Source organism: Halosegnis rubeus (assembly GCF_009184545.1).
GTDB classification, from domain to species: domain Archaea; phylum Halobacteriota; class Halobacteria; order Halobacteriales; family Haloarculaceae; genus Halosegnis; species Halosegnis rubeus.
This window is the reverse complement of record NZ_QJOW01000002.1, coordinates 236296-263270: the sequence shown is the minus strand read 5'-3', so window position 1 is coordinate 263270 and position 26975 is coordinate 236296. Positions and strand designations below refer to the sequence as shown.

Genomic DNA, 26975 nt, shown 5'->3' with positions numbered 1-26975 from the left:
CGCCCCCGTCGCTCGCGGGAACCACCAGCCGTTTACACCCGGGCGTCCGACGGCCGCTATGACGAAGTACGCACGCGTCAGCACCGACGACGGCATCCGGACCGGCGAGTACGACGACGGCGTCGTTGCCACCGACGAGGGCGAGTACGTGGTCGGCGAGGACGCCGACCTGCTCGCGCCGTGTGAGCCGTCGGCGTTCTACTGTGTCGGGCGCAACTACGGCGAGAAGGTCGAACAGATGGGGTACGACGTGCCCGAGAAGCCGGACTTCTTCATCAAGGGACCGACCTCGCTGCTCGGGCCGGGCGAGGACATCGTGTACCCCTCCTTCACCGAGGAACTCACCTACGCGGGCGAGTTAGCGGCCGTCATCGGCGAGCAGTGTCACGACATCAGCGAAGACGAGGTGGACGACGCGGTGTGGGGGTACACGATCATGAACGACCTCGACGCATTGGACCAGGAGCGCCGGACGGCGCGCAAGGCGTTCGACGGCTCCGCGCCGCTCGGTCCCGTCGTCGCTGATATCGACCCCGTCGGTCTCGACATCGAGACGTACGTCGGCGGCGAACGTCGACAGGAGGACAACACCGAGAATATGTTTATCAAGCCGCGTTCGGTGATCAGCTTCCTCTCCGAGCGGTTCACCTTCCAGCCGGGGGACGTGATTTCCTTCGGAAGCCCGGCCAATCCGGGGCTGGTGGAGCCGGGCGAGGCGATCGAGATAACGTACGAGAACATCGGGACGCTCTCGAACACCGTCGTCGAGTGACGCCGCCGTCTTGCCAGATTTTTTGATACCTGGCTACGGCAGTGTGCTGTGGACGAAGCCAGCTCCGGGGAGAGCCTGCTCGACGCGCTCGGTGACGAGCGGGCACGACCTCTTGGAGGCGGCTGCCGCGGAGCCACAGTCGGCAAAGCAGCTCGCCGAACGCTGTGGGATGTCGCTTCCGACGGTGTATCGCCGGCTGGAGCTGCTTCAGGAACACGCGCTCGTCACGGAACGCACCGAGGTCGCCGAGGACGGCAACCACTACAGCGTCTACGAGTGTAACTTCGAATCGACCGTCATCACGCTCGACGAGGACGGCTACGACGTGACGGTGTACCGACGCGAAAACGCCCCGAGCAAGTTCTCGCAGCTGTGGGACGAGCTCGCCGGAGAGTGATACAACGAATGACCACCATTACCCCTGCCGGAATCGTACTGCTGCTGCTTCGACGTCTTGCTCGGGTTCTCGCTCGGACTGACGCTCATCAGCTTCAGAGCCTACCGCGACAGCGGAACCGACCGGCTCAAGTACGCCTTCGTCGGCTTCGCGTCCATCAGCATGGGCGTCGCGGTGACGAGTCTCACCACGCAGCTCCTGTTTGCTGCACGCGACCCCACGGACGGCCTGTTCATCGGGCTGCAGGTCGCCGGCGCGACCCTCTTTTGTGTCGGGTTCGGCGAGCTCTACTACTCGCTGTACAGGTAACTCTTGGAAACCGCGTTCGCTGCTCGGCGCAAAAACAACAGACGACGGAGACGACGGCGTTACTTGCGCGACGCGACGACGATGATGGGACCGACGAACAGCAAGGCGATACCGAGGAACCGGAACTGGATGGGGGCGAGACTGCTCGGCGTGACGAGGAAGATGAAGCCAAACACGACGACGTTGATGCCAACGGCCTTGGCAGACTTCAGTGGGGCAAGCCCGAGGGTCGACACGATGAACAGTGCCAGAAGAATCTGCCCGGCGTTGTATTGGAGCAGAAAGTTGTCGATGACCTGCAGCGAAGCGGCGAGCATCCTTGCATCATCTCGCGCCGTGGTTTTCTTAACGCTTCCGTTCGCCGCGACGGCCCCCACGGTTTAGCCGTCGGCTCGCGACGGCACGGTATGGAGTGGGAACAGACGACCGACACCGACACCAAGCTCGTGTGGGAACGCGGCGACGCGACGGCCGAAATCGTCGCTCGCAAAACCGCCGGCGGCGAGTGGGCCGTCCACTACGACCGACTCATCCAAGCGCCCGAAGGCGAGACGTACAGACACGAAACCGTCCCCGACCGCGAGCGCGCAGTCGAACGAGCGAAGATGTGGCAAGCGAGCGAGTGACACACCACCCGAACCGTTTCGTCGCTGTCGCCACCACCGACCGGCATGGAGACGCCACCGCCACTTGAGCCGGGCAGCACCGTCGCAGTCTGTCGTCCCGCAACCGTTCCCGTCGCCGGCGACTACCCGGCCCACCTCGTCGAGTTGGGCTTTGACCGGCTGCGCTCGTTCGACCTCGACCCCGTTGGGTTGGACAGTCTGTACGCCGACAAGCAGACGCTGTACGACAACCCCGAGGGGCGCGCTCGCGAGTTGGAAGCAGCGTTTCGCGACCCCGATATCGACGGTGTCATGGCTGCCATCGGCGGCGACGACCAGATTCGCATCCTGAAACATCTGGACCCGAGCGCGATTCGGGACAATCCGACCAGGTTCTACGGGACGAGCGACAACACCTCGTTCGCCGCCTTCTGTCGGGCACAGGGCGTCGTCAGCTTCTACGGCGGGACGCTGTTCACCGACATCTGCGAGCCGGGCGGACTCAACGACTACGCCCGCGAGTATCTGGAGCGGGCGTTCTTCGACGATTCGTTGGGCGAACTCCGCGAGCCTGACCGGGTCAGCGACGAGGACTTGGACTGGCACGACCCCGCGAACCTCGACCGCACTCCGGAGTACGAGGCGAGCGATGGCCGCCGGTGGCACGGCTCCGGGCGAATCGAGAGCCGGACGTGGGGCGGCTGCCTGGAGGTGCTCGCGGCGCATCTCATGGCCGATAGCTACGTCCCCGAGGAGACGGCCGGGAGCGTCTTGCTGCTCGAAACGTCGGAAGAATTACCCGAATCGACCGCCGTCCGCCGCGTCCTCAGGGGACTGGGCGAGCGGGGTACACTCGACGTGGGGGCGGTACTCGTCGGTCGTGCGAAGGCGCGGAGCTTCGGTAACGAGCGCACGCCCGAGGAACGCACAGCGTATCGGGAACGACAGCGCGAGGCAGTTGTCGAGACGGTCCGTGAGTACGGGGACGCGGTCGTCGTCACAGACGTAGCGTTCGGGCACACACGGCCGACGGCTCCGGTTCCAATCGGCGGCCAGTGTGTCGTCGACGCGGCGACCGAGACGTTACGATTCGAGTGACTCGAACGACGTGATGGTCTTGCGCCACTCGTCGGGCAGCGACTTCGCCGTGCCCGCCTCGCGGTCGACGTGCACCATCGTCGTCGACCCCGTTGCAGCGCGGTCGCCGGCGGCGTGAATCGCGTACTCCATCGGGATGCTGCTCGTCCCGAGTTCGGGGACGCGCGCGCCAACGACGACCTCACCGGCGTCGAGGGTAATCGCCCGTTCGAACTCGACGTTCAGGTCGGCAATGACCATCCCGACGGAGTTGAGCGGCTTGTCCACCACATCACGGAAGTACGCCGTCCGCGCCTGTTCGAGGAAGGTGGCGTAGACGGCGTTGTTGACGTGGTCCATCTGGTCGATGTCGCGCAGGCGGAGCGGAATCGTCTCGGTGAAGCGGTAGCCGTCCATACGGGGTCCGGGCGGCGAGGCGGGTCGTCACTTTCGGTTTCAGAACGCGTCCGTCGTCTCTCGCACGCGGTCGAAGTACGCCGTCTCGCCGTCGGTCGTCCACGCTGCCTCGACGCGCCACTCCGCGGCCAGGGCGTCCTCGGCGTCGGCGATCGCGACGGCACCGAGCGTGTGGTCGCCCTCGGGGTGGTGGTCGGCGTACGCGAGCGCAATCGTCCGCGCCTCGGCCCGGAGCCCGTCGGTCGTCGTCGCCGTCGTGAGATACTCCAACTCCCAGCCGCCCCGTGCAGCCGAGAGCGCGCGAATTCCGACTCCGGCGCTCGCGAGGGCACCACGAAACCGCGATTCCGGGGTGTCGCCGCTCGCACAGCCGGGGAGCAGCGCGAGCCCGACGCCGCCGAGTACACCCAGAAACCGCCGTCTGGTCATGTCGCGTCGAGGTCCTCCGACAGGTACGCGCTAGCACACGCCGGGCTACAGAACCGACTCTCGAAGTTCATGTGTTCGTGGTGGTGTCGCAGTTCGACCCACTCGCCGCCGGCGGAGATTCGTGTCTCACAGCGAGCACACTGTTGCATCGTCCCACTGTACGGGCGACACCGGCAAGTAGGTTCGGGCTACTCGCTTGGAGATCGCCTGCGTTCTGGCGTCGATAGGGAACCCTCGACTGAGCGATGGTTTTAATATACTGTGTAAAGTTTACTTTACTGTAAAAGAGACTTTACCACCATGACAACGAATCAGACCACAGCGGGACTCTCGCGGACGACGTACCAGCGGGTCGTCTACGGTATCATCGCGCTCGCCGTCCTCGGACTGTTCGCCGGTATCATCGTCGACAGACCGCTGGTCGGGACGGCGGTCTATCTGGTCGGCGCGTGGGTCGGCGGGGGGTTCGCGTTTCTCGCACCCCGGCTGAGCAGTGCACAGCTACACGACGAGCGTGATTACGTCCTTCACAACCGCGCGAGCGGACTCCTGCTCAAGATACTGACCGTCATCACGCTCGCGACGGTGCCGGCGCTGTACGTGCTCGAAGCCGCTGATTACCTGACGATTTCGGGTGCGCTGGGCGGGTCGATTGGGACCCTTTCGGCGCTGTTCATTCTGTACGGAGTCTGTTACGGGATCGTCAAGCGGCGTGGGTGAGACATGGAGAACGACCTCAAACAGCGGCGGGCGACACACGACCTCAGCCAGGCGGGCTTGGGCGAGGCGGTCGGCGTGTCGAGACAGACCATCAACGCCATCGAGCGGGGTCGCTACGACCCGTCGCTGGAACTCGCGTTCGAGCTAGCCGCCCACTTCGACTGCCGAATCGAGGATATCTTCACGCCCGAGTGACCGACTCAGGTCAGGTCGACGAACACCTTCACGGCCTCGCGCTCGTCCATCGCCGCGTACCCCTCGGGAACCCCGTCCAGATCGACCGTCTTCGTGAACACCGGCGAGGGGTCGAGCGTCCCCTGCAACACGTCGGCCATCAGCTCCTCGATGTACTCGCGGACGGGCGCGACACCGCCTTTCAGGGCGATGTTCTCGCCGAAGGCAGTCCCGAGGAACTCCGCCTCCTCGATGCCGGCCGGCACGCCGACGTAGCCCACCGTGCCGCCGGGCCGCGCAACGTCGAAGGCCATATTCATCGACGACTCCATGCCGACCGCCTCAACGACGTGGTTGACGCCGCCGTTCGTCAGTTCGTGGACGCGCTCGACCGCCGCCTCGCCCCGTTCGGTGACGCGGTCGGTCGCGCCGAACTCCTCGGCGATGTCCAGTCGGTTCTCGTGGTGACCCATCGCGACGATTCGCTCTGCGCCGAGTCGCTTCGCCGCGAGCACTCCACACAGCCCGACGGCACCGTCACCGACGACGGCGACCGTCGAGCCGGCCTCGACGCCGGCGTTGACGGCGGCGTGGTGGCCGGTACACATCACGTCCGTCAGCGGGAGCAGCGATTTTAACGTCTCGGGGTCGTCGGCGTGGCGGTCGGGCACCTTCACGAGCGTCCCGTCCGCGGTGGGACATTTCACGTACTCCCCTTGGCCGCCGCCGTTTTCGCCGCCCCAGCTACTCGCGTTCGAACAAGAAGTGTGGAGCCCCTTCCGACAGAACTCACACTCGCCACAGGAGATGGCGAAGGGAGCGAGGACGCGGTCGCCGGATTCGAGCGACACGACGTCTTCGCCGACCTCCTCAACGATTCCCATCGGCTCGTGACCGACGCCCGACGGAACGTCGCGGTCCTGCTGGCCGCGATAAAACCACAGGTCCGAGCCACAGATGGCGGTGTGAGTTACCCGGACCAGTGCGTCCTCGGGGTCGGTGACCTCGGGGCGGTCGACCTCGTCGATGCGAATGTCGCCGGGTCCGTGATAGCGTGCTGCGCGCATACGACACCTGCGACCGGCGGCGGCAAAAAGCCGCGGCTCCGTCGACTGAACTTCCGTTCAAAAATGTGGAAACGCTTTACCACCCGGCAGTCCACCTTCGGGTATGACGACGCATCGCGCGGTCGCGGCGCTGGTCGTACTGCTCGCCGCAAGCGCGGGAGTTCCACCGGCAGCGGGCGCACCGGCGACGACCGCGAACGACGGTCTCCTGTATCTGACGACGAGCACCGACCCTGTCCAGCCGACGACGAGCGGGAACTTCAGCTTCACTGCTCAACTCACAAATCCCGACGCGAGCAGGGAGACGTACTCGATTCGCTCCGTCTCGGTGTACGACGGCGATCCCTCCGAAGGCGGTGACCGACTCGACCGCAGGACCAATCCCGGCCGCGTCGCGCCCGGTGGCGAGACGGACATCCCCCTCGACATCGGCTTCGACGAGTCGGGGGCCAAGACGCTGTACGTCACTATCGACGCCCGGGCGGCCGGCAGCGGCGACCCGCTGACCGTCGAAACGACGACCACCGTCGAGGTGTACGACCCGGCCCCGCGCATCGAGGCGAGCGCCGCCGGCACCGTCGCCGGCCAGCCGACTGACCTCACCATCGGGGTCGCGAACGGCCTCGACGTGCCGGTCAGAGACGTGAACCTCGAACTCGCCGCCGACGGCGTTGACTTCGACGAGTCCTCGCGCGTCGACTCTTCCGTCGCCGCCGGCGCGGAACGCGAGTTCACCTTCACCGCCACGCCGGCCGAACTCGGCGTGCGCGACATCGAGGCGACGCTCTCGTACACGGACGACGACGGCTTCAGGCGGACGACCACCGAGACCCTCGACGTGCGCTTCCGCTCGCCCGACCTCGCGGGGAGCATCGACGTGGGCGGGACGGTCGACCCCGCCTTCCCCGGCGCGGAGACCACCCTCTCCGTGAACGTCACCAACGGGCTGGACCAGCAGGTCAGACAGATTGCCGTCGCGGCGGCCGGCGAGGGCGTCGAGTTCCGCACCGACCGCCGCGTCGGGACCCAACTCGCCAGCGGGGAGGGCCGGACCTTCACGTTCCCCGTGACCCGCGATTCGGCCGGCGCGCAGTCGTTCGACGTGACCGTCACCTACACGACGGCAAACGGCGTCGAACGCCAGACCGACCGCACCCTACAGACGCGCTTCACCGAGCCGGCAAACCCCGCGGAGATATCACTCACCGGCACCGAGGCCGTCGCGCGCGAGGGTGAACTCGAGCTGTCGGCGACGGCAAGTAACCTTGGCGGTGGCCCTGCGAGCTCGGTCACCGTCGAGGTCGGCGGGGAGAACGTCTCCGCGAGCGAGTACTTCGTCGGCAGCGTCGACAGCAGCGACTTCGCCGCGTTCACCCTCACCACCGGAACGACGGGCGACGTGTCGACCGTTCCCGTCACCGTGAGCTACGACGTGGGCGACACCGAGCGCTCGTACACGCAAGAGGTGTCCGTCCAGACGGTCGAGACGGTCGAGGAGTCGGGCGGCGGCGGCTTCCCGATACTGCTCGTCGGGCTGGTGGTCGCCGCGCTGGTCGTGGGTGGCGTCCTCATCCGCCGGCGGAACTGATGGCCCACCCGGTCGGCTACGTCCCCGAGGACGCCGTCATCGAGGGCCACGACGTGGTGAAGGAGTATCGCACCGGCGACCAGGTGGTGCGGGCGCTGAAGGGGATTGATTTCGGCATCGCATCGGGCGAGTCCGTCGCGGTCGTCGGTCCCTCCGGCTCCGGCAAATCGACGCTGTTGAACCTGCTCGGCTTACTCGACGTGCCGACCAGCGGCTCCGTCACGCTGTACGGCGAGGAGACCGCCGAGTTCTCCGAGGCCGAACGCACCCAAAAGCGCAAGGAGGTCATCGGCTTCGTCTTCCAGAGCTTCTTCCTGATTCCGACGCTGACGGCGCGGGAAAACGTCGAGATGCCGCGGCTGCTCGACCGGACGCCGAAGCGCACCCGCGAGCGCGCGACCGAACTGCTCGAACGCGTCGGGCTCGGCGACCGACTCGACCACTACCCCGACGAGCTATCGGGCGGCCAGAAACAGCGCGTCGCCGTCGCCCGCTCGCTCATCAACGACCCGGCCCTCGTCCTCGCTGACGAGCCGACGGGCAACCTCGATCGCAAGACCGGCGACCAGATTCTCGACCTGTTCGACGAGCTGCGCGAGATGGAGGACGTGGCGGTCGTGACGGTGACCCACGACGACTACGTCGCCGACGCCGCAGACCGGGTCGTCAGGCTCATCGACGGGACGCTGCGCGAGGAGAGTTGAGATGTTCGACCGACTCGCCGCCCGGTTTCCCGTGCTCCTCCTCGCGCGTCGAAACCTCGCCCGGTCGCGCGACCTGACGATACTCGCCGTGCTCGCGGTCGTCATCGGCGTGGTCGCCATCGGCGGCATCGGGCTCGGCGGCGAGGCGTTCAAGCAGGACCAGCTCTCGGCGTTCGAGGGGTTCGGCGGCACGGCGACGGCAGACCCCATCGACTACGAGGGTGAACCGGCGAGTGAGCGCGGCTTCGGCGACGGCGACATCGACCGGATGCGGCAGGCCGCCGGGAGCGCGACGGTGCTCCCGGTGGTCTCGCCCGGCGGCTCGACCGTCCAGACGGCCAGCGGCGACATTGCGGTTACCGCGCAAGTGAACGGTATCGAGGACCCGCGCGCATTCTACGACGCACAGACCGGCGAGATACCAGCGAACTGGCGGCGCAGCGTCGTCGTCGGCGCACGCATCGCCGACACGAACGACATCGCGGTGGGCGACCGCATCACCGTCTCGGTTCCCGGCGCGTTCACGCGCGCGTTCACCGTCGACGCGATACTGGAAGCGCAGGGCTTTGCCGACCCGCTCAGCGCCGACCAGACCGTCTTCGTCCCGCTGGCGCAGTTCGGCGAGCCGCGGTACGATTCGGCCGTCGTGCGCGTTCCCACGACCGCCGGCGACATCGACGCCGTCGCCGAAAACATCGAGGCGGCGCTCAACGTCCGGCGACAGGAGGTGTCGGTCTCACCCGTCCAAAACCAGCGCGCGCAGTTCGAACAGCTGTTCGGCACGATCAATCAGTTCCTCGCGGGCGTCGGCGCGCTGTCGCTGCTCGTGGCGGCTGTCACCATCGCGAACACGCAGCTGATGAGCGCGCTCGAACGCGAGGGCGAACTCGGCGTGATGCGGGCGGTCGGCTACCCGAAGCTTGCCGTCGTGCGTCTACTCGTCGCCGAGTCTGCGGCCCTCGGCGTTGTGGGCGCGGCCGTCGGCATCCCGCTGGCGCTCGCCATCGGCCTAGTGGTCAACGCCCTGCTCGTGGGGGACCCGCTGGCGTTCACGGCGACGGGGCTAACCTACGTCGCCGTCGGTGCCGTGTTCGGCATCCTGACGGCGCTCGTCGCTGGTATCTACCCCGCGTGGCGGACGGCGAACAAACGACCCGTGGAGGCGTTTCAAGCATGAGTCTCGTCAACCGCCTGCTCGGTCGAGTGCCGTCGCTGCTCATCGCCCGCAGGAACGTCACCCGCGCGAAGGTGCGGTCCGGGCTCGCCATCGCGGCTATCGTCATCGGCGTCGTCGCTATCGGCGCAATCGGGGCCGGCGGCGCGGCGTTCAAACAGAGCCAGCTCGCGACGCTCGACGACCAGGGCGCGACCAACGTGTTCGTCCTCCCGGGCGTCGACAGACAGGAGCGCACCTTCGACCAGACCGACCTCCAGCACATCGAGGAGACGGTCGCGCCCGCGGGCGTCGTCGCCACCCGGTCGGGCGGCGGTGAGCTACGCACCCGCGACGGAACGGAGCCGGTGTCGATAACGTATCTCTCCGCCCCGAGGCTCATCTACACCGTAGAGGCGGGAGCGATACCACCCGACTGGCGGCGGGGCGCAGTCGTCTCGACGACCATCGCCGAGGAGTACAGCATCGACCCCGGCGACCGGATTCACCTGACGCGCGGTGGCGAGGTGGGCGTCCACCGGGTCGAGGCGCTCGTCTCCGGTGGCGGCTTCGGCGGACAGAGCATTCTGCTGCCGCTCGAACTCACCGGCGAGCGACGCTACGACCAGCTTCGCGTGACGACCCAGTCGGTCGACCGCGCGGAGGTGGTCGCGGCCACGCTCCGCGAGGAGTTCAACAGTCGGAAGGACACCCTGCTGGTGTTCGAACTCACGTCGCTGGTCCGGCTGTTGCGCTCGATTGTCAATGGTATCAATTTCTTCCTCGCGGGGTTGGCAGCCATCTCGCTGCTCGTCGCCGGCGTCTCCATCGCCTCGACAATGTTGATGGCGGTCATCCGCCGGCGACAGGAAATCGGCGTGCTCCGGGCGGTCGGCTACGGTCGCGGGGATATCGTCCGCGTGCTCGTGGTCGAGGCGGCGCTGTTGGGAGCTATCGGGACAACGATCGGGCTGGCGCTCGCACTGCTCGTGACGATGGTCGCGAACGCGCTGTTTCTCGGGAGCCCGCTCGCCTTCGCCGGCGAGTCGCTGTTGTATCTCGGGGCCGCGGCGCTGTTCGGTATCGGTATCAGCCTCGTCGCGGGCGTTTACCCGGCGTGGCGGGCAGCGAACGACCGGCCGGTCGAGGCACTGCGCGGGTGAGCGGAACAGAGAATGGCCGGGGTGGGCTCCGAACCCACGATCTCCGCATGTCCCAGGTGTCGGATAGGCGTCCGACGGGGAGGCGGGAAGCCGACTCGTAACCCTATGAGTGCGGCGCTATGTCCAGCTAAGCCACCCGGCCTATCATCGCGTAGCCAACTGAGAGACTTGAAGCTGTCTATCCCGTCTGTTCCCCTGCGGATTTATGCCGCGTGCCGGAAACACACGGGCATGGACGTTCCCTCGCTCGTCACCGACCGACTCGACGGCGACTCGGTCCGCACGCGCGTCGATCTGGGCGGCGACGACGCCGTCTTCGTCACCGCCGGCCAGACGCTCGTCTACCGCGCCGAAGGCCTCCTCTCGGATGAGTCCGTCTCCGCGTATCCACACGACGTGGAACGGCTAGACGTGACGACCGGCCGCAAGAGCACCTTCGAGCTGACGTACGTCGACACCGCCGGCAAGTTCGCCGTGCCGAGCGACCGCACCGACGCGGTGCTCGCGCCGCTGCTCGAAGGCGTGCTTGCGACGGTCGGCGTCGTCGACTCGGGTGAGTCCGTCCGGGCGACCTACCGGTTTTCCGAGCTCACGTTGGTCGTCACGGACGCCCGTCTGCTCAAACACGTCGGCAGCGCGGTGTGGGACAGCGACTTCGAGTCGTACGGGTTCGACACCGTGACCGACCTCGAGACCGAGGCGGGCAACGTCGCGAGCCAGCTCGTGCTCACCGCCGACGGCCGCCCGCAGCGCGTGAAGGTCCCCTCCGAGGAGGCCGACGCCGTCGCTCACACCGTCGAGAGCGCGCTGCTCGCCTTCCACGGAGTCGACAGCGTCGCCGACCTCTCGGCCGGCGAACCGGAACCCGAATCCGAGCCGGAGACCTTCGAGGACCAGAACCTCGACACGCTCGTCTCCGACACGGAAGCGACCATCGACCGCGTCGCCAGCGGCGACACCGAGTCGCTCGACGTGTCGAAGGCGAACGCCCTGACCGAACGGCTCGCCTCGCTCGAGGAGACCGTCGAGCGACAGACCGAACTGCTCGAACAACAGCAGGAGACGATAGAGACCTTGGTCGAGGAGCTGCGTCGCGGCCGCTGAAACGCACGCGACACACCCCTACTCTCTGCCCGTCACTTTCCGAATGCACGAGGAGCCGAACGGCCCGTGTTCGCCGGCCTCGAGGTTCATGAAATACCCAGTCGAAATCGAGACACCACACCGCCGACACGTGAACTCACCTTCCTTCGTAATGACTTCCGCCTCAAAGGAGAGAAACGACGACCGATTCGGCCGGACGACACCGTCCTCGCGCTCGATGATGCCGCGTCGGTCCGCCGTATCGAGGATTTTGCGGACGAGCGCCGGGTCGGTGGTGACCGTCTCGATGCGGTCCATCGTCTCTGCCAGCGTCAACTCGGCGTGTTCGAGCCGTTCGAGCAGCTGTAGCCCGAGTTCGACGGGGTCCTCGCCGTCCGAATCGCCGCTCACATCGGGGTCAAGCGACCGGATGACAAAGCGTTTGCCACAGCGGGCGAAGCCTGAAGCGTGCATCCCGTCGCCCGGAGACAGGCCGCCGGCGTCGCGACGCTCGCGCTCGTGGCTGGAGTCGCCGCGGTGGTACTCTCGCCGGCCGGCGTCGCGCGGGCACTGACGGCGCTCGCGGACCGGCCGCTTCTGTTCGTCGGCGTGGTTTCCGTGGCGTATCTGCTCCGATTTCTCGCGGCGTGGCCAATCAGTGCGCTGTCGGTCGTCGTCGGCTTCACGCTCGGCCCGCGTGCGGTGCCGCTCGCGCTCGCTGGCGCGGTCGTGACCTGTCTGCCGCCGTATCTGCTGGCCGGCCGGTTCGACCAGCGCGGCCCCCTCGCCACGCTTGCCGACCACGGCGACCGCTACTTCACCGCTGCCGGCGGCCTTCGAGGTATCGTCGCCGCGCGACTCGCACCGCTGCCAGCAGACGCGGTCTCGTACACCGCCGGGCTATCGGGCGTCTCGCTGCCGGTGTACGCGGTCGGGACGGCACTCGGCGAACTCCCGTGGGTGACGGCGGCGGTACTCGTCGGTGCGAGTGCAGAGCGAGTGACGACGGACGGGATGGCTGGTGGCCCGGCGCTGGTCGTCGGGGCGGTGGCGCTGGCCGTGTTACTGCTCGCCGGGCCGGCCTACCGCGCGCTCAGAGGGTAAACGGGTCCGAACAGTCGGTGACGACGCCGTGTTGTGGACAGACGTACTTGCAGTGACGCTTGAACAGCGCGGCCTCACAGCGGGGACACGCCGGTGGCTCTGGCATACCTTCGTTCACGCCGCCGCGAGTATCAATCCTCGCGTCCGTGGACAACGACTTTGCCCGTCGCGTCCCTCGTGTGCGTATGTCACGCCGCCGCGAACGGGGAGTGCAGGCGGTCGCCGCGGGGGTCGCCGGGGTGGCCGGGAGTTACGCAGTCGGAGGGTTCACGCCGGGGTTCGTCCCCGCGACCGTCGCCACGGCGATCACACGCCACTCGCCGGACGCCGTCATCCGGTTTGCCATCACCGTTCTCGGCGACCTCGGCCGGCAGTTGGCCGTCGTCGCCGGCTTTTTCCTCGCCGTCGCGCTGTTTGCCGGAATCGCCGGCGGCGCACTCGCCGTCGGTCGCCAACTCGGCGCGGAACCGCTCGCGGTGCCACTCGCCGGTGGGGGCGTCTTCGCCGTGGCCACGGCCCTCGGGAGTGGCTCGAGTGCGGCACTCGCGGCCGCGGTCGCCTCACTGCTCCCGCTGGCGGTTCCTCCACTTGCGGCGCGGGTTCCGAGCGAACGCGTCTCGCCCGCGCGCCGGCGCACCCTCGGCACGGTCGGCTCCGCGCTCGCGACCGTCTGGGTCGGCATCGAGTCCGGGGTGTTACAGGGGCCGGCACTCCCGAGTCGTGCTGTCAGTGACCCCGCCGTCCGCGACCGACTCGACGAGGCCGAGGCGAAATCGCTCGACGTGTCCGGGTTGGAGCCGCTCGTCAGCACCGACTTCTACCGCGTCGATGCCAGCATCGCCGCGCCACAGACCACGCGCGGCGAGTGGTCGCTGTCGGTCACCGGCGAAGTGGAGGAGGAACTCGACCTCGGTTTCGCGACCGTCACCGAGATGGACAACGAAGAGCGGTTCGTCACGCTCCGGTGTGTCGGCGACGGGCTGGACGACGAGAAGATGGATACCGCGCTCTGGACCGTTGTCCCGGTCAGCGAGATTCTGGACCGCGCCGGCGTCACCGACGCGGCCAGTCACGTCATGCTCCGAGCGGCCGACGACTACTACCAGGAGTTCCCCGTTGAGGTGCTCGAGTCCGCGGTGTTGGCCTACCGGATGAACGGCCGGCCGCTTCCCCGCGGGCACGGGTTCCCCGTGCGCGCGCTCGTCCCGGGTCACTGGGGGGAGATCAACGTCAAGTGGCTCGAGGAAATCGAAATCCTCGACCGCGAGGCCGAAGGCTACTGGGAAAAGCGCGGCTGGCACGGCACCGGTCCCGTCCACACGGTCGCGAAGATCGAGACGACGAGCCGCGAGAGCGGGACGCGGACCGTCGCCGGCCACGCCTACGCCGGGACGCGCGGCGTCTCCGCGGTCGAGGTGTCGGTCGACGGCGGCGAGACGTGGAACGAGGCGACCCTTTCAGAGCCGCTGCCGGGCGAGGACGTGTGGCGACAGTGGGCCTTCGAGTACGAGCCGTCGGGGAGTCACGAGGTCGTCGCTCGGGCTCGCGAGGCTGACGGGACGCTTCAACCGCAAAAACGAACGGAACCGTACCCCAGCGGCGCAACGGGCTGGGATTCGGAAACGATAAGCAACTAGCTCAGCCTAACACTCCGACCAGCCGCAGGACTGACACGTCTTACAGCCCTCGTTCATCGCGAGCGACATCGCCCCACAGTCGGGACACTCCGGCGACTCGCCGGCGGCAAGCAGCGAGTCGGTGGCGTCGTCGCTCGCCAGACTCTCGCTCGTCGGCTCGCCGAGCGCGTTCGCGCCGCCGTCCGTCTCTGGCGTCGGCTCGGGTTCGCGGTTCGGGTCGGTCTCCGTGGCGTCGGCCGCCTCGGAGAGGCGCTGCTGTTGTGGGTACGGCTTGTCGATGTCGTCATCGAGGTAGCGCTGGAGCGCGGTGCCGATGGCGTCCGGGATGGAGTTCACCTGCTCGCCCTTGTCCCACGCGACCTTCGGCGAGCGGATGCCGCGCAGTTCGCTCGCAATCTCCTCGGGCGCGACGCCCGACCGGAGCGCGGTGGAGATGGTCTTCGCGAGCGCCTCGGTGAAGCTCGCTGTGAAGCCACCGGAGTTGCCGATGGTCGCGAACAGCTCGAACGGTCGCTCGCGCTCGGTGTCCTCGTTGATGGTGACGTAGAGCTTCCCGTAGCCGGTGTCGATGCGCTGGGTCACGCCGTGGAGCAGGTCCGGCCGGCTCTGCTTTTCGGCGTAGGCGTGCTCGTCGAAGCTGAACAGTTCCTCGGGGGCCGTCTCCAGTGCCGCGGTGACTTCCTCGTGGCTGAGGAACTCGTCTAGCCCGCCGAAGATCTCCTGGATGCGCTCTGCGAGCACCGGTGCGGCCTCCTCGGGGTCCATGTCCTCGGAGAACTCCGTGTTCTCCGCGCGCGTGGTGAGCACCTGCTTCGAGCGGGTGCCGTCGCGGTAGACCGTGACGCCCTTGCCTCCGTTCTCGTAGATGTAGCGGAACACCTCGTCCATGTCCTCCGGCGTCGCGGAGTTCGGGAAGTTACACGTCTTCGAGATGGCCGAGTCGACGCCGACCTGACAGGCACACTGCACGGCGGCGTGCTCGATGCCCGAGAGGTCGGAGGTGACGACGAACAGTTCGCCGATGGGGTTCGGCACGGTGTCGAGTCCCTCGACGCCGTCGAACTCGTTTGTCGCCATCTGCTCTTGAGCCTCCTGCTTGACGGCCTCCACGTCGATGTCGTTGGCCTCCAGCGTGCGCAGGAAGTAGTCGTCGAACTCGACGAGCATCTCGTCGCCCTGCACGTCGTCGGAGACGTTCTTGTAGTAGGCGACGTTGTAGATCGGCTCACAGCCGCCCGTCGTGTTGCCGACCATCGAGGTCGTGCCGGTCGGCGCGATGGTGGTCGTGTTGTGGTTGCGAATCGGGTAGCCGTCGGCCCAGTCGTCGGCCGACTCGCCGGTCTGGTTCTCGAACCACTCGCGGTACTCGGTCGGGTTCGCGTACTTGGAGTCGTCCCAGTCGTCGAAGGAGCCGCGCTCGGTCGCGAGTTCGTGAGACGCCGCCTTCGAACCGTGGTTGATACGCTGCATGACCTGCCGGGCGACTTCGTTGCCCTCGTCGCTGCCGTAGCGGATGCCGAGTTGGACGTACAGCTGGGCGAGTCCCATGACGCCAAGCCCGATTTTCCGCATCTCGCGGACCTTCTGTTCGATCTTCTCGACCGGGAAGTCCGACATCGTGACGACGTTCTCGAGGAAGCGCGTGCCGGTCTCGATGCGCTCGTCGAACTCCTCGGTGTCGAGTGCCTCACTCAGGAACTGCTCGACGCCCTCCTCCAGCGTGTCGAACTCGTTGTTCTGCGACCAGACACGCCAGTCGGGAGCAGAGTCAGCCGCGAGCGTGGAGAGGTTGATGTGGCCGAGGTTACAGGCCTCGTACTCCTCGAGCGGCTGTTCCCCGCAGGGATTCGTCGCGAGAATCTGGTGGTCCGGGTGCTCCTCTACGTCGAAGGAGTGCTGCTTGTTGATGCGTTCGAGGAAGACGACGCCCGGCTCGCCGTTCTCGTGGGAGCCGTCGACGATGCGCTCCCAGACGAGGTTCGGGTCGATGGAGAACGGCTCGCCGACCTCGACCTCGTCGCCGAGTCCGTAGCGGGAGTACATCTCCTTGGTCTCCTCGCTGGCGATGTGTGGCTCGCCCGTGCGCGGGTTCGTGAACGTGAACTCCTCGCCCGAGTCGAGCGCGTCCATGAAGTCGTCCGTCACGCCGACGGAGATGTTGAAGTTCGAGAGGTGGCCCTCGACGGCGTTACGGAGGTGTTTCGGCACCTTGCCGTCGTCGTCGATGAGCCCGCGCGCCTCTTCGAGCGCCTCCGAGAACGTCGTGTACGTGTAGTCGTCGGGGTCGTTGAGCCGGAGACAGTGCGCGAGGCTCACATCCTTGTTCTTGGCGTGGATGAACTCGATGACGTCCGGGTGAGAGATGCGCATGACGCCCATCTGGGCACCGCGGCGAGCACCGCCCTGTGCGATGGTCTCGCACATCTGGTCGAACGTCCGCATGAAGGTAATCGGCCCGGAGGCGATGCCGCCGGTCGAGCCGACCGCGTCACCGTACGGGCGGAGCCGCCAGAAGGCGTACCCCATGCCGCCGCCCGACTGGAACACCTCGGCGGCCTCCTTGGCCGTCTGGTGGATGTCCGTCAGGTCGTCTTCGGGCGAGTCGACGAAACACGCCGACAGCTGCTGAAGCTCGTCGCCGGCGTTCATCAGCGTCGGCGAGTTCGGGATAAACGAGAGCCGCTCCATCACGTTCTGGAACTCCTCGCGTTTGTCCTGGACGTGGGCGCGAACCCCGTCGGGGAGTTCGGGAACGACGGTGTCGTAGGCGAACTTGTTGACGTTGTAAACGGAGAGCTCGGTCTCGGCGTCGTCGTCTGCGGCCGTGCCGGCACCGAACACCTCGGCGGCGAGCTCATCGCGGCGCGGGTGGTCGGGCTTGAGCTGGTCCGGCGTGACAGTCGCGTCGACGCCGCGCTTGTCGGACTCGAAGACGGCTTCCGCGAGCGCGATGTTCTTCGCGACGCGGGAAAAGAGGTCCTCCTGGCTCTCGGTGAGTTCGCCGTCCTGGTTCTGGCGGAGATACCGCGCGGGGAGAATATTGTGGTAGGCGTTCGCAGTGAGTCGGTCTTCGAGCGTCTCACCGTCGGTGCGTTTGATCGGCAGTTCGAGGTCGTCCGCAGAGAGGTCCGTTCCGGACATTATCGGGCCTCTGTCTGTGTGGCGTGGATGGTCATGTTCATGTGGAGATTCCGTGGCGTCATTCGTGACGATGCGTGCTTCCGTGGCAGGCCAAATTAACCCTTTGGCGCGGCGGAGCGCCCGCCGAGCTGCTGGTCATTGTTGACACTGCTCGTGGTGGATGGGTCGCTCCTCGTGTGGAACACGTGGTACGTACCTCAGTGGTCGCCCCACCCATATAAGGCTACGCACCGCGGAGTGAAACTGAATAACTCGACACGAAATCGGGGTGTCGTCGTGCGGTTTCCCACTCGAACGTCAGGGGGGTCGAGATGCCCACAAGCTTTTGCGAGCGGAGGGGGAGACGCAGGTATGAACGCCGTACTGCCAGCGCTCCAGGCGATACCGGAACTGACGCCGGTCTCCATCGGCACCACAATCGTCGTCGTCCTGCTCGCCGTCTTCGCCGCCCGACTCCTGTTTTCGATTGCGGTTCGGGTGGCCGTCGTCGCAGCCATCGTCGCCGGCCTGCTGTGGTACTTCGGACTGTTCCAACTGCTCCCCTTCTAGAGCGTCGCGAGGAAGTTGTCGATGATGTCGTGACCGACGCCCGTGAGCACCGACTCCGGGTGGAACTGGACGGCTTCGAGCGGATACGACTCGTGGCGAATCCCCATCACGAGCGCGGCGTCGTCGGCCGTGCGCGCTGTCGTGTCAAACACCTCGGGCACCTCGGTCGCGATGAGCGAGTGGTAGCGCCCGGCCTGGAACCCCTGGTCGAGACCGACGAAGACCCCCTCGCCGTCGTGGTCGATTGGCGAGGCCTTCCCGTGGACCGGTTCGGGCGCGCGCCCGACCGTCCCGCCGTACTCGTAGGCCGCGGCTTCGAGTCCGAGACAGACGCCGAGGGTCGGTACCTCGGGCGATAGCTCAGTGAGCACGTCCGCCGAAACGCCCACGTCGCGGTCGTGCTTCGGGTGGCCCGGTCCCGGCGAGATGATGATGCCGTCGGGGTCGTGACCTCGCACGGTATCGAGGGCGGCGACGTTCTTCTCGACGGCCACGTCGATGCCGTGTTGGCTGACGTACTCCACGAGGTTGTACGTGAACGAGTCGTAGTTGTCGACGATGACGACGGTCATGGTTCCTCCGCGATGGCGTCGAGCGCGTCGAGCACGCCGCCCATCTTCTTTTCAGTCTCCTCGTACTCGCGTTCGGGGTCGGAGTCCGCGACGATGCCCGCACCGGCCTGCACGGTAATGGTGTCTTCGTCGCCGGCGGTATCGACCGTCGCCGTCCGGATGACGATGGCGAAGTCCGCATCGCCCGACCACGAGTAGTAACCGACGCCGCCGCCGTACAGGCCTCGTGGCGTGCGTTCGAGGTCGTCGATGATTTCCATCGCGCGCACCTTCGGCGCACCCGAAAGCGTTCCGGCAGGGAACGCCGCACGGGTCGCGTCGAACGCGTCCGAATCGCTGGCGAGCGTCCCCGTCACCGTCGACTCGATGTGCTGGACGTGTGAGTACTTCAAGACGTTCATGAACTCGTCGACGCGGACGCTGCCGGCCTCGCTCACCCGGCGCACGTCGTTGCGTGCGAGGTCCACGAGCATCGTGTGTTCGGCCCGCTCTTTCCCGTCGGCGAGCATCTCGCCGGCGAGTCGGCGGTCCTCAACGGGCGAGGAGCCGCGGGCACAGGTACCGGCAATCGGGTTGGCCATCACCTCTGTGCCGCGCACGGAGACGAGGGTCTCGGGCGATGCCCCGACCACGGTTCGGTCGCCGTAGCCGAGCAGATACATGTACGGCGAGGGGTTCACCTCGCGGAGCGCACGGTAGAAGCCGAGGGGGTCGACCTCGCCAGTCCGTTCACGGGTGCGCGAGATGACGCCCTGATAGATGTCGCCGTCGAGGACGTGCTCTTTCGCGCGGTCGACCGCGTCCTCGTACTCCGGCTGTGGCCCGGCGGTCTCGCCCGCCTGCGTGAATCCGCCCGTCTCCGGTGGGTCGGCCTGCGCGAGCAGGTCCTCGACGCGTTCGACCTCGTCGGCAAGGGCGTCGTACACCCGTCCCGCGTCGGACTCGTCGACGACCGGCGTGCAGACCAGCGAGAGAGAGTCGGCTTCGTCGTCGAAGACGAGCGTCTTCGTGTTGAGGACGAACTGCGCGTCCGGAAACTCGGTGTCGGGGCGGTCGACGCCCACCTCGTCGAGCCAGAGGTCGTAGACGGCCTCGTACGCGAGAAAGCCGACCAACCCGCCGTCGAGATGGCGGCGGTCGCTCTCGGCGAAGTTCTCCCGAGGTACGTCTGGCAGCGCGGTTCGGAGCGTGTCGATGCAGTCGCCGTCGGCGTCGGGCGCGAGCAGGTCGTCGTAGCGATCATCGAAGCTATCCGCGTCGGCACCGTCGGGACCGACCGTGACGACGCCGACGGGGTCGTAGCCGACGAACGAGTAGCGGGCGTGGCGGTCGGTCTCGTCGGTCGAGAACGCGCCGTCCGGGTCCGAGGAGGCGACCTTCTGGGCCGACTCCAACAGGAACGAGTAGTCCGCACGGTCGGTGTCAGTCGTTCTGCCGACGAGGGCGGCGTACGCCGACAGCGGTTCCACGTCGGCGTCGATGGGCGCTTCCAGTCGGACGACCGTCGGCTCTGTGCCCGCGAGCTCGGTGAACCGTTCGCGGGTGGTGTCGAAACTCATGCGCGGTGGGCCCGCTCGACGAACGCCTCGACGGCGTCGGGGTCCTTCTCGCCCGGCGCGGCCTCCACGCCCGAGGCCACGTCGACGGCGTACGGCCGGACCGTCTCGATTGCCTCGGCGACGTTGTCGGGGGTCAGCCCGCCCGCGAGGATGAGGGGGCGGTCGAGGTCGGCGGCCGCGTCCCGCGTGGCCGCCCAGTCGTGCGTCTCGCCGGTGCCACCGCCGCCGTCCTCGCTCGGGGTATCGACCAACAGCGCGTCGCCCAGGTTCTCGTACTCGGGAATCTCCGCGGGCGTGATAGCGGGGAACACCGGCCCGCGGAAGCTCTCGATGACGACCGACAGCGAGGAGGGGTCAAGCCCATGGGCTTGAATCGCATCCACCTGCACGAGGTCGGCCAGGGTAATCGCCTGCGCGGCGTTGTCGGGCATCGTGACGAGCGTCGTCGTGACGAACGGCGGCACGCTCGCCTCCAAACTTGCGGCCTTCTCCGCGGAGATCTCACGGGAGGAGTCCACGTCCACGTCGACGATGAAGCCGACCGCGTCCGCGCCGGCCTCGACGGCCGCCTCCACGTCCGTCTCGGAGGTGAGTCCACACACCTTCGCGCGCACCATCAGAGGCTCACCTCGCCGCCGGCGAGCGTTTCGAGCGTCTCGCCCGCAGCGCCCGAATCGATGGCCTCGCGGGCCTGCTCGACACCCGCGGCGAGCGACTCGGCCTCGCCGGCGACGTAGATAGCCGCCCCGGCGTTCGCGAGGATGATGTCGCGTTTCGGACCGTCGAGTTGCCCGGTGACGATATCGCGGAGGTCGGCGGCGTTTTCGGTTGGTGTGCCGCCCGAGATTTCCTCGACGGGGGCGCGGTCGAGTCCGAGGTCCTCGGGCGTGATGGTGTACTCCTCAATGTCCCCGTCGCGGAGTTCGGCGGCGGCGGTGTCGTCGTGGAGCGCGATTTCGTCCATCCCGGAGCCGTGGACGACGAGCGCGCGGTCGACGCCGACGCGGTCGAGCGCCCGCGCGACCACGGGCACGAGGTCAGGGTCGTAGACGCCGACGACCTGTGCGTCCGCGTCTGCTGGATTGGTCAGCGGCCCGAGGACGTTGAACACCGTCCGAATTTCGAGTTCGCGGCGCGGCCCGATGACGGCCTTCATCGCCGGATGGAACGCCGGCGCGTGCATGTAGCCGATGCCGTCGCGCTCGATGCGCTCTTCGACGGCGTCGGGAGTCGACTCCAGGTCGACACCGAGTTCGGCGAGCACGTCGGAGCTCCCCGAGGAGGAGGAGACGGAGTAGTTGCCGTGTTTCGCGACCGTGACGCCCGCGCCCGCAGTCACGATAGTCGCGGCCGTGGAGACGTTGATGGTGTCGTAGTCGTCACCGCCCGTGCCGCAGGTGTCGACGAGCGGCCGGCGGTCGGGGGCGATGGTGTTGGCCACCTCGCGCATCCCCTCGGCGAACCCCGCAATCTCGGCTTCGGTCTCTCCCTTGGCGCGCAACGCCGCGAGCAGTGCGCCGATCTGTGCCTCGGTCGCGTCCTCGAAGACGAGCCGTGCGGCGGTTCGCGCCTCCGCCTGCGTCAGGTCTTTTCCACCCGTCACCCGTTCGAGGTACTGTGTCATGTCCGTCATAATGTTCGATACTGTGTTATAGTGTACAAGTCTGTACATTCGTAAAAGCGTGTCGGAGCCACGGGACGCAGGTGAGAGGTGGCGATTCGAAACCTTCAATTGTACCACCGGGCTACCCGAGAGTGGAACAGGGGTTCGTGGTCTAGGCTGGTTATGACACCTCCTTGACATGGAGGAGGCCGGCGGTTCAAATCCGCCCGAACCCATTCCCTTATCGGTATTTTGTTGTGCACACAACAAGCACCCCAGCGTAGCCGCTGCTGTCGGGGGTGGTCGCCGTGTCTGAGAGTGTTCGGCGCGTCAGTGTTGCTGCTCTTGAAGCCCCAGAGTGCGAGTTCTGCGGCGACGGCGTTCGGTATCCGGGAGGCGAAGGTTGGCCACATGAAGGATGCTCGCGAGGAAGTCGGCTACACTGGGACGGGCTTCGTGCTAGGTGTCGGTATCGGGACGCTGCTCCGAGCGGCGAATGGTGGCTCCGTCGATGTCGCGAACGTTGTCGATGTGATCGGACAATTCGTCGGTTCGGTTCCGCTGTAGAACGCTGTCTCAGTAGGTCTCTATCTCAACACCCAGACGTTCGAAGTCGTCTACGTTTCGTGTGAGGACTGGTTCGTCGACAACATCGGCGGTCGCGCCGATAATCACATCCCCATCTCCAACCGCATTTCCTTCACTCACCAACTCGCCAGAGAGCCGGCCAGCCTTCCGCATCACGGCGGTATCGGCGGGGTGGATTGGTTTCGAGGCAAGGATGTTCTCGATTTTCTCACGTTCGTCTTGGGATTGGCTTGAGCGAGCAACTCCGTAGTACAGCTCGAACAGCGTCATTGATGAGAGGCGTTGCTGGACAAGATTGCGTTCTAATTGCTTCGCCTTCTCAACTGCTCCCTCGTCGCCGTTCATCAAGTCAATGAGAAACGACGTGTCAAGGAGCACGCTACGTCCCTCGCATCTCGCCAGCGATATCTTCGAGTTCTTTGCTACGACTCTCTCGACGCTCCGCCACAGCGTCTCGGAGTTCATCAGCCTCCTCGTCGCTGAGGATTCCTGCGAGTTCGAGCAACGACCGCTCACCCGCGAGCCGGAGAACGACATCTGAGAAGGTCTCGTCCTCCTGCTTGTGCGCGGCGAGACGCTCGTAGGCGTCCTCGGAGAGACGGATACTCTTCGACATGTGCATACAGTTGTATGCAGACTCGCAAAGACCTTTTCCTCAACCTCACGACGTGCGATATGGTATAGCCGACTTGTTCCACAACTCGCTCACATTTCCTCACAACCCCGGGAACGACGTCTGAGTCCGTCAGAGAACCGCGTGACGCCGTTCGGGGGCGGCCGTCACGCCGGCGCCAGTGGTGGCTCTGAAACAGGTCCCACGTCCCGGGTCGAGACACGGCGGGCCGAAACCGGTCCCCCACGACCGCGTCGGGGGAGAGCGCGGCTCGTGTCGGAGAGAGCGGCTCGATGGCCGAGTCGGTCTCGGCCGGGACAGCCGAACGGAGGCGTTGCACGCGTCTCACCGTTGGCACGAATGTGTTCGGATGAGGCTGTGCTGTCGCGACGATATCGGTCCCTCGCGCGGGTGTGGATAGGCCACACGCGACACGGGATTAGTTTCAATACCGCGGCTTGCGAAGCCCGAAAGAGAGGGACTCCAATGGATATCGAGGACATCATCATCGACGAGTACGAGGAAGTGGACGTAGACGAACGACTGGGGAAGGTGCGCTCGGCGTTCGAGCGGACCCGAAGCAAGGGCATCATCGTCACCGAGGACGGTGAGTACGCCGGCGTTATCACCGAAAAGCAGCTGCTTCAGTCGCACGTCGAGGACAGCACGAAGGCCGGCGCGATGATGCTGTCGGCCCCTCGCGTCGACGAACACGCCGACGTGCGCGACGTCGCGCGCGTCCTCGTCGAGGGTGACGTGAAGGTCGCCCCCGTCTTCGCCGGCGAGCGACTCGCCGGTATCATCACCGAGAACGCCATCCTCGAGGCCGTCATCGAGAACCTGGACGTGCTCACGGTCGGCGACATCGCGACCGAGGACGTGCTCTCGGTGTCGGAAGACGCCACCATCGGGCAGGTCATCAACCTCATGCGAGAAAACAGCATCTCGCGTGCCCCCGTCACCAACGAGAACGGCTACCTGACGGGCGTCGTCACGACCCACGATATCACGGACATCGTCGTGCGCGACATGGACAAAGCGACCACCGGCGACCGCGGCGGCGACATCGAGCGCATGCTCGACATCCCGGTGTACGACGTGATGCAGAGCCCGGTCGAGACCATCGACCCCGACGCCACCGTCGAGACCGCCGTCCGCACCATGCTCGACGAGCGGTACAGCGGGCTCGTCGTCACCAGCGACCCCGAGGACCGGCTCGTCTCGGGAATCATCACCAAGACGGACGTGCTCCGTGCGCTCACCTACACCGAAGACGAGCACATGGACGTCCAGATCACGAACATCGAGGTGTTGGAGACCATCACCCGCGAGGAAATCGTCTCCAGCATCGAGGCGGTCTCGGACAAGTACGCCGACATGCAGGTCCAACACGCCCACGTCCGCTTCAAACAGCACAAAGAGAAGCTCCGTGGCACGCCGCTCATCTACGCGCAGATCCGGCTCCGGACCAACGTCGGCCAGATCGGCGGCTCGGGCGAGGGCTACGGTGCCGAGTCGGCGTTCCGCGTCGCACTCGACAAGCTCGAGCGCAACGTCGTCGAGCTGAAGGGAATGCAGGCGGACGAGGAGTACGAAGGACAGCTCCTCCGGAAGCTGGGCCAACTGTGAGTACACCAGAGCGATAGCCGGTGTGAGTCGTACCGCAGTCAGTCGGTTACCGGGCGACCGTGACCGGGACGTGTGCGCGCCGAACGACCGTCTCGGCGACCGAGCCGAGCAGGACGCGGGAGATCCCTTTTCGACCGTGGCTGCCGATGATGATTTTGTCGTGGCCGTTCTCTTCGGTGAACTCGACGATGGTGCGGGCCGGCTGGCCGACCTCCGTCGCGGTCTCGACGGTCATCTCCTCGGGGGCGTCGGCCTTCGCCTCCTCGAACAGCTCCTCGGCGGCGGCTTCGGCCTCCTCGTACCACTCCTCGGAGAAGCTCGGCAGACCGGCCTGTGCGCCGTAGCCGGCGCGGGCCGGATTGATGACGTGAAGCAGCGTCACCGTCGCGTCGGGGAAATGCTCGTACGTGTACTCCAACGCCTTCTGTGACTGGTCCGAGCCGTCGACCGGAACGACGATTTTCGTTCCCATGGGCGAACGTCCAACGTGGATAGATAAAAAGCCCCACCTCGTCGATCGGAATCTACCGACGGCTCAGTCTCGCCCGTGTCGGGTGACACAGTGTGGCAGTCCGACCACCTCCACCGGCTCGGAGTTGTCCGGCGAGTAGATGGCCATCTGTCCCTTCTCGAAGTACGGCACCTTTCCCTCCAGCGTCGACGGGATGTTCACCGATTTGATGGCGTCCTCGTCGCCCAGGTTCAGGACGACAGTCGTGTTCACCTGCTTGAACACGGGGTCGGCGATGTCCTGTGGGTCCTGGGTGATCAAGAATAAGCCGAGCCGTTCTTTCCGGCCCTGTTTTGCCGCCTCGGAGAACTTCGAGATGACCTTGTCGGCCTGTACGCTGTCGGCGTCGGTGAGGAAGTTGTGCGCCTCGTCCATCCCAAGCACGAGCGGCGTCTCCTTGATGCGGTCGTACCGGGGGTCGTTCGAGAGCTTCTCGTCCACGAGCAGCGAGGAGAGCGCCAACACGACGGTCGTCGTCGCTCGCGTATCGTTGATGTGGTACGTCGGCACGCAGGTAAGCCCACCGGGTCGGACGAAGTCGTGGACCAGCTCGGTGATGGGCGGGGCATCGCCGTCGAAGATGTCGCCAAAGCCCTGCGTCTTCCGCTTGACGGCGTCGAAAGTCGCCTCGTGAATCTGGCCGCCCTCGTGAAGTTCTTCCCGCAGTGCGGGATCGTCGAGGAACGAGCGGAACCGCGCGTACGTCCCCTCGTTGCCGTGTTGTCGGAAGAACCGGTCGAGCAGATTCGTGAGTCCCTGGTACTGATTGTCGTTCAATCCAGCGCCGGCGACGAGCCACGGCCGCGACTCGACCATCGAGAAGGGGAGCGTGAAGGCCACCTGCTCGGCGCGGTGGTGGTCGGCGGCGTAGGTGGCCCCGCCGACGGCAGGGACGAACGCCTTCGTGTCGGCGTGGCCGCCGTGTTTGACCCCCTCGGCGTCGAGTTTGCGAGCAAAGTCGTCGGGGTAGTCGCCGTCGTCGTGCATCTGTGCGTACTCGTCTTGCGGGTCGAACTGGACGACCGCCGCGCCGGGCGTCCGGCCGTCGCTCATCTCGTAGGTCCGGCCGAGATACTGTCTGAGGATGTTCTTCGAGGCGTGGGTCTTCCCCGACCCGGTCCCGCCGGCGATGAGCGAGTGGCGGAACACGAGCGGGTCGCCCGAATCGTAATCGTCCTGTAGTCGGTAGTCGACGGTCGGCGGCTCCGCCGCGGTCTTGATCTTCTCGCCTCCGACCGCGAGATGGCCGATGAAGACGCCGTCGTCGGGCACCTTCAGCCCGGTCTTCACCTCGACTTTGTCCTCGGCCTGCCGGACGACGGTCTCCGGTTTCGGGACGCGGTCCGCCATCCGCCGGCGGAGTTCACCACCCTCGGAGTAGAGCACCGCGAGGGGTTCAAGCGTCGCCATCAGCTTGTAGTCGGCCTCGTCGATACCGTCGTTGCGCATGGCTCGCCGGGCGTGAATCTCGGTTGCGTCGTCGGACTCGAACTCCTGTGCGTACTCCAGCGCCGAGATGCGACAAAACAGCGCCTCGTCGTCGGGGTAGTCGGCGATGGCGTATCTGCCCACGCGCACGAGCGAGCGGTTGCCCACGGTCACGTACGCGCGCAGTCGCGTGTCGTCTTCCTCCTCGCCGACGGAAAGCCCCTCCGCGGCCGAGAGCGTCCCCAACCCGCGGTCGCGTCCCCGCGGCGTCGCATCCACCGGCTCGAACGCCGGTTCCTCGCCCGTTGGTTCTGGCTCCGAGTCGGCGTCGCTCGTCGGCTCCGTGCCGGGTTCGAAGTCCCCGAGGTCGGTCATGCGTCGCC

Annotated in this window: 32 protein-coding genes, 2 tRNA genes and 1 pseudogene; 18 read left to right on the top strand and 17 right to left on the bottom strand. The window is 66.4% G+C overall.

Annotated elements, in window-relative coordinates:
• The first annotated feature begins 58 nt into the window (after nucleotides 1-58).
• The 3 genes and pseudogenes from DMP03_RS05945 (at nucleotide 59) to DMP03_RS05935 (ending at nucleotide 1478) form a co-directional block, all read left to right on the top strand.
• Nucleotides 59-772: a fumarylacetoacetate hydrolase family protein gene (locus tag DMP03_RS05945; protein WP_152119786.1), complete on the top strand. Its 714-nt coding sequence runs from the start codon at nucleotides 59-61 to the stop codon at nucleotides 770-772.
• A 48-nt stretch (nucleotides 773-820) separates the two neighbouring features.
• Nucleotides 821-1169, top strand: a pseudogene (locus DMP03_RS05940) (ArsR/SmtB family transcription factor).
• Nucleotides 1170-1226: 57 nt separating this feature from the next.
• Nucleotides 1227-1478, top strand: a complete 252-nt coding sequence (locus DMP03_RS05935; RefSeq protein ID WP_225870727.1) for a DUF7521 family protein — start codon at nucleotides 1227-1229, stop codon at nucleotides 1476-1478.
• 59 nt (nucleotides 1479-1537) lie between these two features.
• Here the strand turns inward: DMP03_RS05935 and DMP03_RS05930 are convergent, their stop codons facing one another.
• Nucleotides 1538-1795, bottom strand: coding sequence for a hypothetical protein (locus DMP03_RS05930; protein ID WP_152119784.1), 258 nt, complete (start codon nucleotides 1793-1795; stop codon nucleotides 1538-1540).
• Nucleotides 1796-1885: 90 nt separating this feature from the next.
• Here DMP03_RS05930 and DMP03_RS05925 point away from each other — a divergent pair, with 90 nt between their 5' ends.
• Nucleotides 1886-2104: a DUF7543 family protein gene (locus tag DMP03_RS05925; protein ID WP_152119783.1), complete on the top strand. Its 219-nt coding sequence runs from the start codon at nucleotides 1886-1888 to the stop codon at nucleotides 2102-2104.
• 45 nt (nucleotides 2105-2149) lie between these two features.
• Nucleotides 2150-3181 carry a S66 family peptidase gene (locus DMP03_RS05920; protein ID WP_152119782.1) on the top strand — a complete coding sequence of 344 codons (1032 nt, stop codon included), beginning with the start codon at nucleotides 2150-2152 and terminating at the stop codon, nucleotides 3179-3181.
• On the opposite strand, the gene DMP03_RS05915 is transcribed toward DMP03_RS05920, so the two are convergent.
• From DMP03_RS05915 to DMP03_RS14245, 3 genes are read right to left on the bottom strand one after another with little or no spacing between them, the layout of a single operon-like run.
• Complete coding sequence (locus tag DMP03_RS05915; RefSeq protein WP_152119781.1) at nucleotides 3167-3577, bottom strand: acyl-CoA thioesterase; 411 nt, start codon at nucleotides 3575-3577, stop codon at nucleotides 3167-3169. The two genes, DMP03_RS05920 and DMP03_RS05915, sit on opposite strands and share 15 nt — an antisense overlap.
• Nucleotides 3578-3616: 39 nt before the next feature.
• On the bottom strand, nucleotides 3617-4006 hold the full coding sequence (locus DMP03_RS05910; protein ID WP_152119780.1) for a hypothetical protein: 390 nt from the start codon (nucleotides 4004-4006) through the stop codon (nucleotides 3617-3619).
• Nucleotides 4003-4155: a hypothetical protein gene (locus DMP03_RS14245; protein WP_172967087.1), complete on the bottom strand. Its 153-nt coding sequence runs from the start codon at nucleotides 4153-4155 to the stop codon at nucleotides 4003-4005. Before DMP03_RS14245 ends, DMP03_RS05910 begins: the two co-directional genes overlap by 4 nt.
• A gap of 151 nt (nucleotides 4156-4306) precedes the next feature.
• On the opposite strand from DMP03_RS14245, the gene DMP03_RS05905 reads away from it, so the two are divergent.
• Nucleotides 4307-4726: a DUF2178 domain-containing protein gene (locus tag DMP03_RS05905; RefSeq protein WP_152119779.1), complete on the top strand. Its 420-nt coding sequence runs from the start codon at nucleotides 4307-4309 to the stop codon at nucleotides 4724-4726.
• A gap of 3 nt (nucleotides 4727-4729) precedes the next feature.
• Nucleotides 4730-4921, top strand: coding sequence for a helix-turn-helix transcriptional regulator (locus tag DMP03_RS05900; RefSeq protein ID WP_152119778.1), 192 nt, complete (start codon nucleotides 4730-4732; stop codon nucleotides 4919-4921).
• A gap of 5 nt (nucleotides 4922-4926) precedes the next feature.
• Here the strand turns inward: DMP03_RS05900 and DMP03_RS05895 are convergent, their stop codons facing one another.
• Nucleotides 4927-5967 (bottom strand): alcohol dehydrogenase catalytic domain-containing protein, encoded by a 1041-nt coding sequence (locus DMP03_RS05895; protein WP_152119777.1) that lies wholly within the window; start codon nucleotides 5965-5967, stop codon nucleotides 4927-4929.
• A 103-nt stretch (nucleotides 5968-6070) separates the two neighbouring features.
• On the opposite strand from DMP03_RS05895, the gene DMP03_RS05890 reads away from it, so the two are divergent.
• The 4 genes from DMP03_RS05890 to DMP03_RS05875 are packed head-to-tail and all read left to right on the top strand — an operon-like array spanning nucleotide 6071 to nucleotide 10575.
• Complete coding sequence (locus tag DMP03_RS05890; protein ID WP_152119776.1) at nucleotides 6071-7555, top strand: COG1361 S-layer family protein; 1485 nt, start codon at nucleotides 6071-6073, stop codon at nucleotides 7553-7555.
• Nucleotides 7555-8259, top strand: a complete 705-nt coding sequence (locus DMP03_RS05885; protein WP_152119775.1) for an ABC transporter ATP-binding protein — start codon at nucleotides 7555-7557, stop codon at nucleotides 8257-8259. The genes DMP03_RS05890 and DMP03_RS05885 overlap by 1 nt, the downstream gene beginning before the upstream one ends.
• 1 nt (nucleotide 8260) lies before the next feature.
• Nucleotides 8261-9436: an ABC transporter permease gene (locus DMP03_RS05880; RefSeq protein ID WP_152119774.1), complete on the top strand. Its 1176-nt coding sequence runs from the start codon at nucleotides 8261-8263 to the stop codon at nucleotides 9434-9436.
• Nucleotides 9433-10575: an ABC transporter permease gene (locus DMP03_RS05875; RefSeq protein ID WP_152119773.1), complete on the top strand. Its 1143-nt coding sequence runs from the start codon at nucleotides 9433-9435 to the stop codon at nucleotides 10573-10575. Before DMP03_RS05880 ends, DMP03_RS05875 begins: the two co-directional genes overlap by 4 nt.
• Nucleotides 10576-10588: 13 nt before the next feature.
• Here DMP03_RS05875 and DMP03_RS05870 read toward each other — a convergent pair.
• Nucleotides 10589-10717: transfer RNA gene (locus tag DMP03_RS05870), tRNA-Met, on the bottom strand.
• 89 nt (nucleotides 10718-10806) lie between these two features.
• On the opposite strand from DMP03_RS05870, the gene DMP03_RS05865 reads away from it, so the two are divergent.
• Nucleotides 10807-11679 (top strand): DUF7115 domain-containing protein, encoded by an 873-nt coding sequence (locus DMP03_RS05865; RefSeq protein WP_152119772.1) that lies wholly within the window; start codon nucleotides 10807-10809, stop codon nucleotides 11677-11679.
• A gap of 18 nt (nucleotides 11680-11697) precedes the next feature.
• On the opposite strand, the gene DMP03_RS05860 is transcribed toward DMP03_RS05865, so the two are convergent.
• The gene (locus tag DMP03_RS05860) at nucleotides 11698-12132 is read right to left on the bottom strand and encodes a DUF5830 family protein (protein WP_394349300.1); all 435 of its coding nucleotides are present in this window, start codon (nucleotides 12130-12132) and stop codon (nucleotides 11698-11700) included.
• Here DMP03_RS05860 and DMP03_RS05855 point away from each other — a divergent pair.
• Nucleotides 12127-12762: a VTT domain-containing protein gene (locus DMP03_RS05855; RefSeq protein ID WP_152119770.1), complete on the top strand. Its 636-nt coding sequence runs from the start codon at nucleotides 12127-12129 to the stop codon at nucleotides 12760-12762. The two genes, DMP03_RS05860 and DMP03_RS05855, sit on opposite strands and share 6 nt — an antisense overlap.
• Here the strand turns inward: DMP03_RS05855 and DMP03_RS14820 are convergent.
• Nucleotides 12752-12868 carry an HVO_2523 family zinc finger protein gene (locus DMP03_RS14820; protein ID WP_318655861.1) on the bottom strand — a complete coding sequence of 39 codons (117 nt, stop codon included), beginning with the start codon at nucleotides 12866-12868 and terminating at the stop codon, nucleotides 12752-12754. The two genes, DMP03_RS05855 and DMP03_RS14820, sit on opposite strands and share 11 nt — an antisense overlap.
• Before the next feature lie 79 nt (nucleotides 12869-12947).
• Between DMP03_RS14820 and DMP03_RS05850 the strand changes: the two genes are divergently transcribed.
• Entirely contained in the window at nucleotides 12948-14399 is a 1452-nt protein-coding gene (locus tag DMP03_RS05850; RefSeq protein ID WP_152119769.1) for a molybdopterin-dependent oxidoreductase, read from the top strand.
• 6 nt (nucleotides 14400-14405) lie between these two features.
• On the opposite strand, the gene DMP03_RS05845 is transcribed toward DMP03_RS05850, so the two are convergent.
• Nucleotides 14406-17540 (bottom strand): adenosylcobalamin-dependent ribonucleoside-diphosphate reductase, encoded by a 3135-nt coding sequence (locus tag DMP03_RS05845; RefSeq protein WP_152119768.1) that lies wholly within the window; start codon nucleotides 17538-17540, stop codon nucleotides 14406-14408.
• 351 nt (nucleotides 17541-17891) lie between these two features.
• On the opposite strand from DMP03_RS05845, the gene DMP03_RS05840 reads away from it, so the two are divergent.
• Entirely contained in the window at nucleotides 17892-18089 is a 198-nt protein-coding gene (locus DMP03_RS05840; RefSeq protein ID WP_152119767.1) for a hypothetical protein, read from the top strand.
• Here the strand turns inward: DMP03_RS05840 and trpG are convergent.
• Genes trpG through trpD form a run of 4 tightly spaced genes read right to left on the bottom strand, consistent with a single transcriptional unit; the run spans nucleotide 18086 to nucleotide 21853 of the window.
• Complete coding sequence (trpG, locus tag DMP03_RS05835) at nucleotides 18086-18661, bottom strand: anthranilate synthase component II (protein ID WP_152119766.1); 576 nt, start codon at nucleotides 18659-18661, stop codon at nucleotides 18086-18088. The genes DMP03_RS05840 and trpG overlap by 4 nt on opposite strands.
• A complete protein-coding gene (trpE, locus tag DMP03_RS05830) occupies nucleotides 18658-20220 on the bottom strand; it encodes an anthranilate synthase component I (RefSeq protein ID WP_152119765.1) in 1563 nt (520 codons plus the stop codon). The genes trpG and trpE overlap by 4 nt, the downstream gene beginning before the upstream one ends.
• Nucleotides 20217-20837: a phosphoribosylanthranilate isomerase gene (locus DMP03_RS05825; protein ID WP_152119764.1), complete on the bottom strand. Its 621-nt coding sequence runs from the start codon at nucleotides 20835-20837 to the stop codon at nucleotides 20217-20219. Before DMP03_RS05825 ends, trpE begins: the two co-directional genes overlap by 4 nt.
• Nucleotides 20837-21853, bottom strand: a complete 1017-nt coding sequence (gene trpD, locus DMP03_RS05820; protein ID WP_152119763.1) for an anthranilate phosphoribosyltransferase — start codon at nucleotides 21851-21853, stop codon at nucleotides 20837-20839. Before trpD ends, DMP03_RS05825 begins: the two co-directional genes overlap by 1 nt.
• Nucleotides 21854-21984: 131 nt before the next feature.
• Here trpD and DMP03_RS05815 point away from each other — a divergent pair.
• A tRNA-Val gene (locus DMP03_RS05815) sits at nucleotides 21985-22059 on the top strand.
• 175 nt (nucleotides 22060-22234) lie between these two features.
• Nucleotides 22235-22390 carry a hypothetical protein gene (locus DMP03_RS14240; RefSeq protein WP_172967086.1) on the top strand — a complete coding sequence of 52 codons (156 nt, stop codon included), beginning with the start codon at nucleotides 22235-22237 and terminating at the stop codon, nucleotides 22388-22390.
• A 9-nt stretch (nucleotides 22391-22399) separates the two neighbouring features.
• Here DMP03_RS14240 and DMP03_RS05810 read toward each other — a convergent pair whose 3' ends face one another.
• The gene (locus DMP03_RS05810) at nucleotides 22400-22876 is read right to left on the bottom strand and encodes a type II toxin-antitoxin system VapC family toxin (RefSeq protein WP_197739300.1); all 477 of its coding nucleotides are present in this window, start codon (nucleotides 22874-22876) and stop codon (nucleotides 22400-22402) included.
• Complete coding sequence (locus tag DMP03_RS05805) at nucleotides 22791-23027, bottom strand: antitoxin VapB family protein (protein ID WP_152119762.1); 237 nt, start codon at nucleotides 23025-23027, stop codon at nucleotides 22791-22793. The genes DMP03_RS05810 and DMP03_RS05805 overlap by 86 nt, the downstream gene beginning before the upstream one ends.
• Before the next feature lie 483 nt (nucleotides 23028-23510).
• Here DMP03_RS05805 and DMP03_RS05800 point away from each other — a divergent pair, with 483 nt between their 5' ends.
• Entirely contained in the window at nucleotides 23511-24653 is a 1143-nt protein-coding gene (locus DMP03_RS05800; RefSeq protein WP_152119760.1) for a CBS domain-containing protein, read from the top strand.
• Nucleotides 24654-24699: 46 nt separating this feature from the next.
• Here the strand turns inward: DMP03_RS05800 and DMP03_RS05795 are convergent, their stop codons facing one another.
• Together DMP03_RS05795 and DMP03_RS05790 are read right to left on the bottom strand one after the other, a co-directional pair.
• Nucleotides 24700-25125 carry a universal stress protein gene (locus tag DMP03_RS05795; protein WP_152119759.1) on the bottom strand — a complete coding sequence of 142 codons (426 nt, stop codon included), beginning with the start codon at nucleotides 25123-25125 and terminating at the stop codon, nucleotides 24700-24702.
• Between the two features lie 63 nt (nucleotides 25126-25188).
• Entirely contained in the window at nucleotides 25189-26967 is a 1779-nt protein-coding gene (locus DMP03_RS05790; RefSeq protein ID WP_152119757.1) for an ATP-binding protein, read from the bottom strand.
• Nucleotides 26968-26975: the final 8 nt, after the last annotated feature.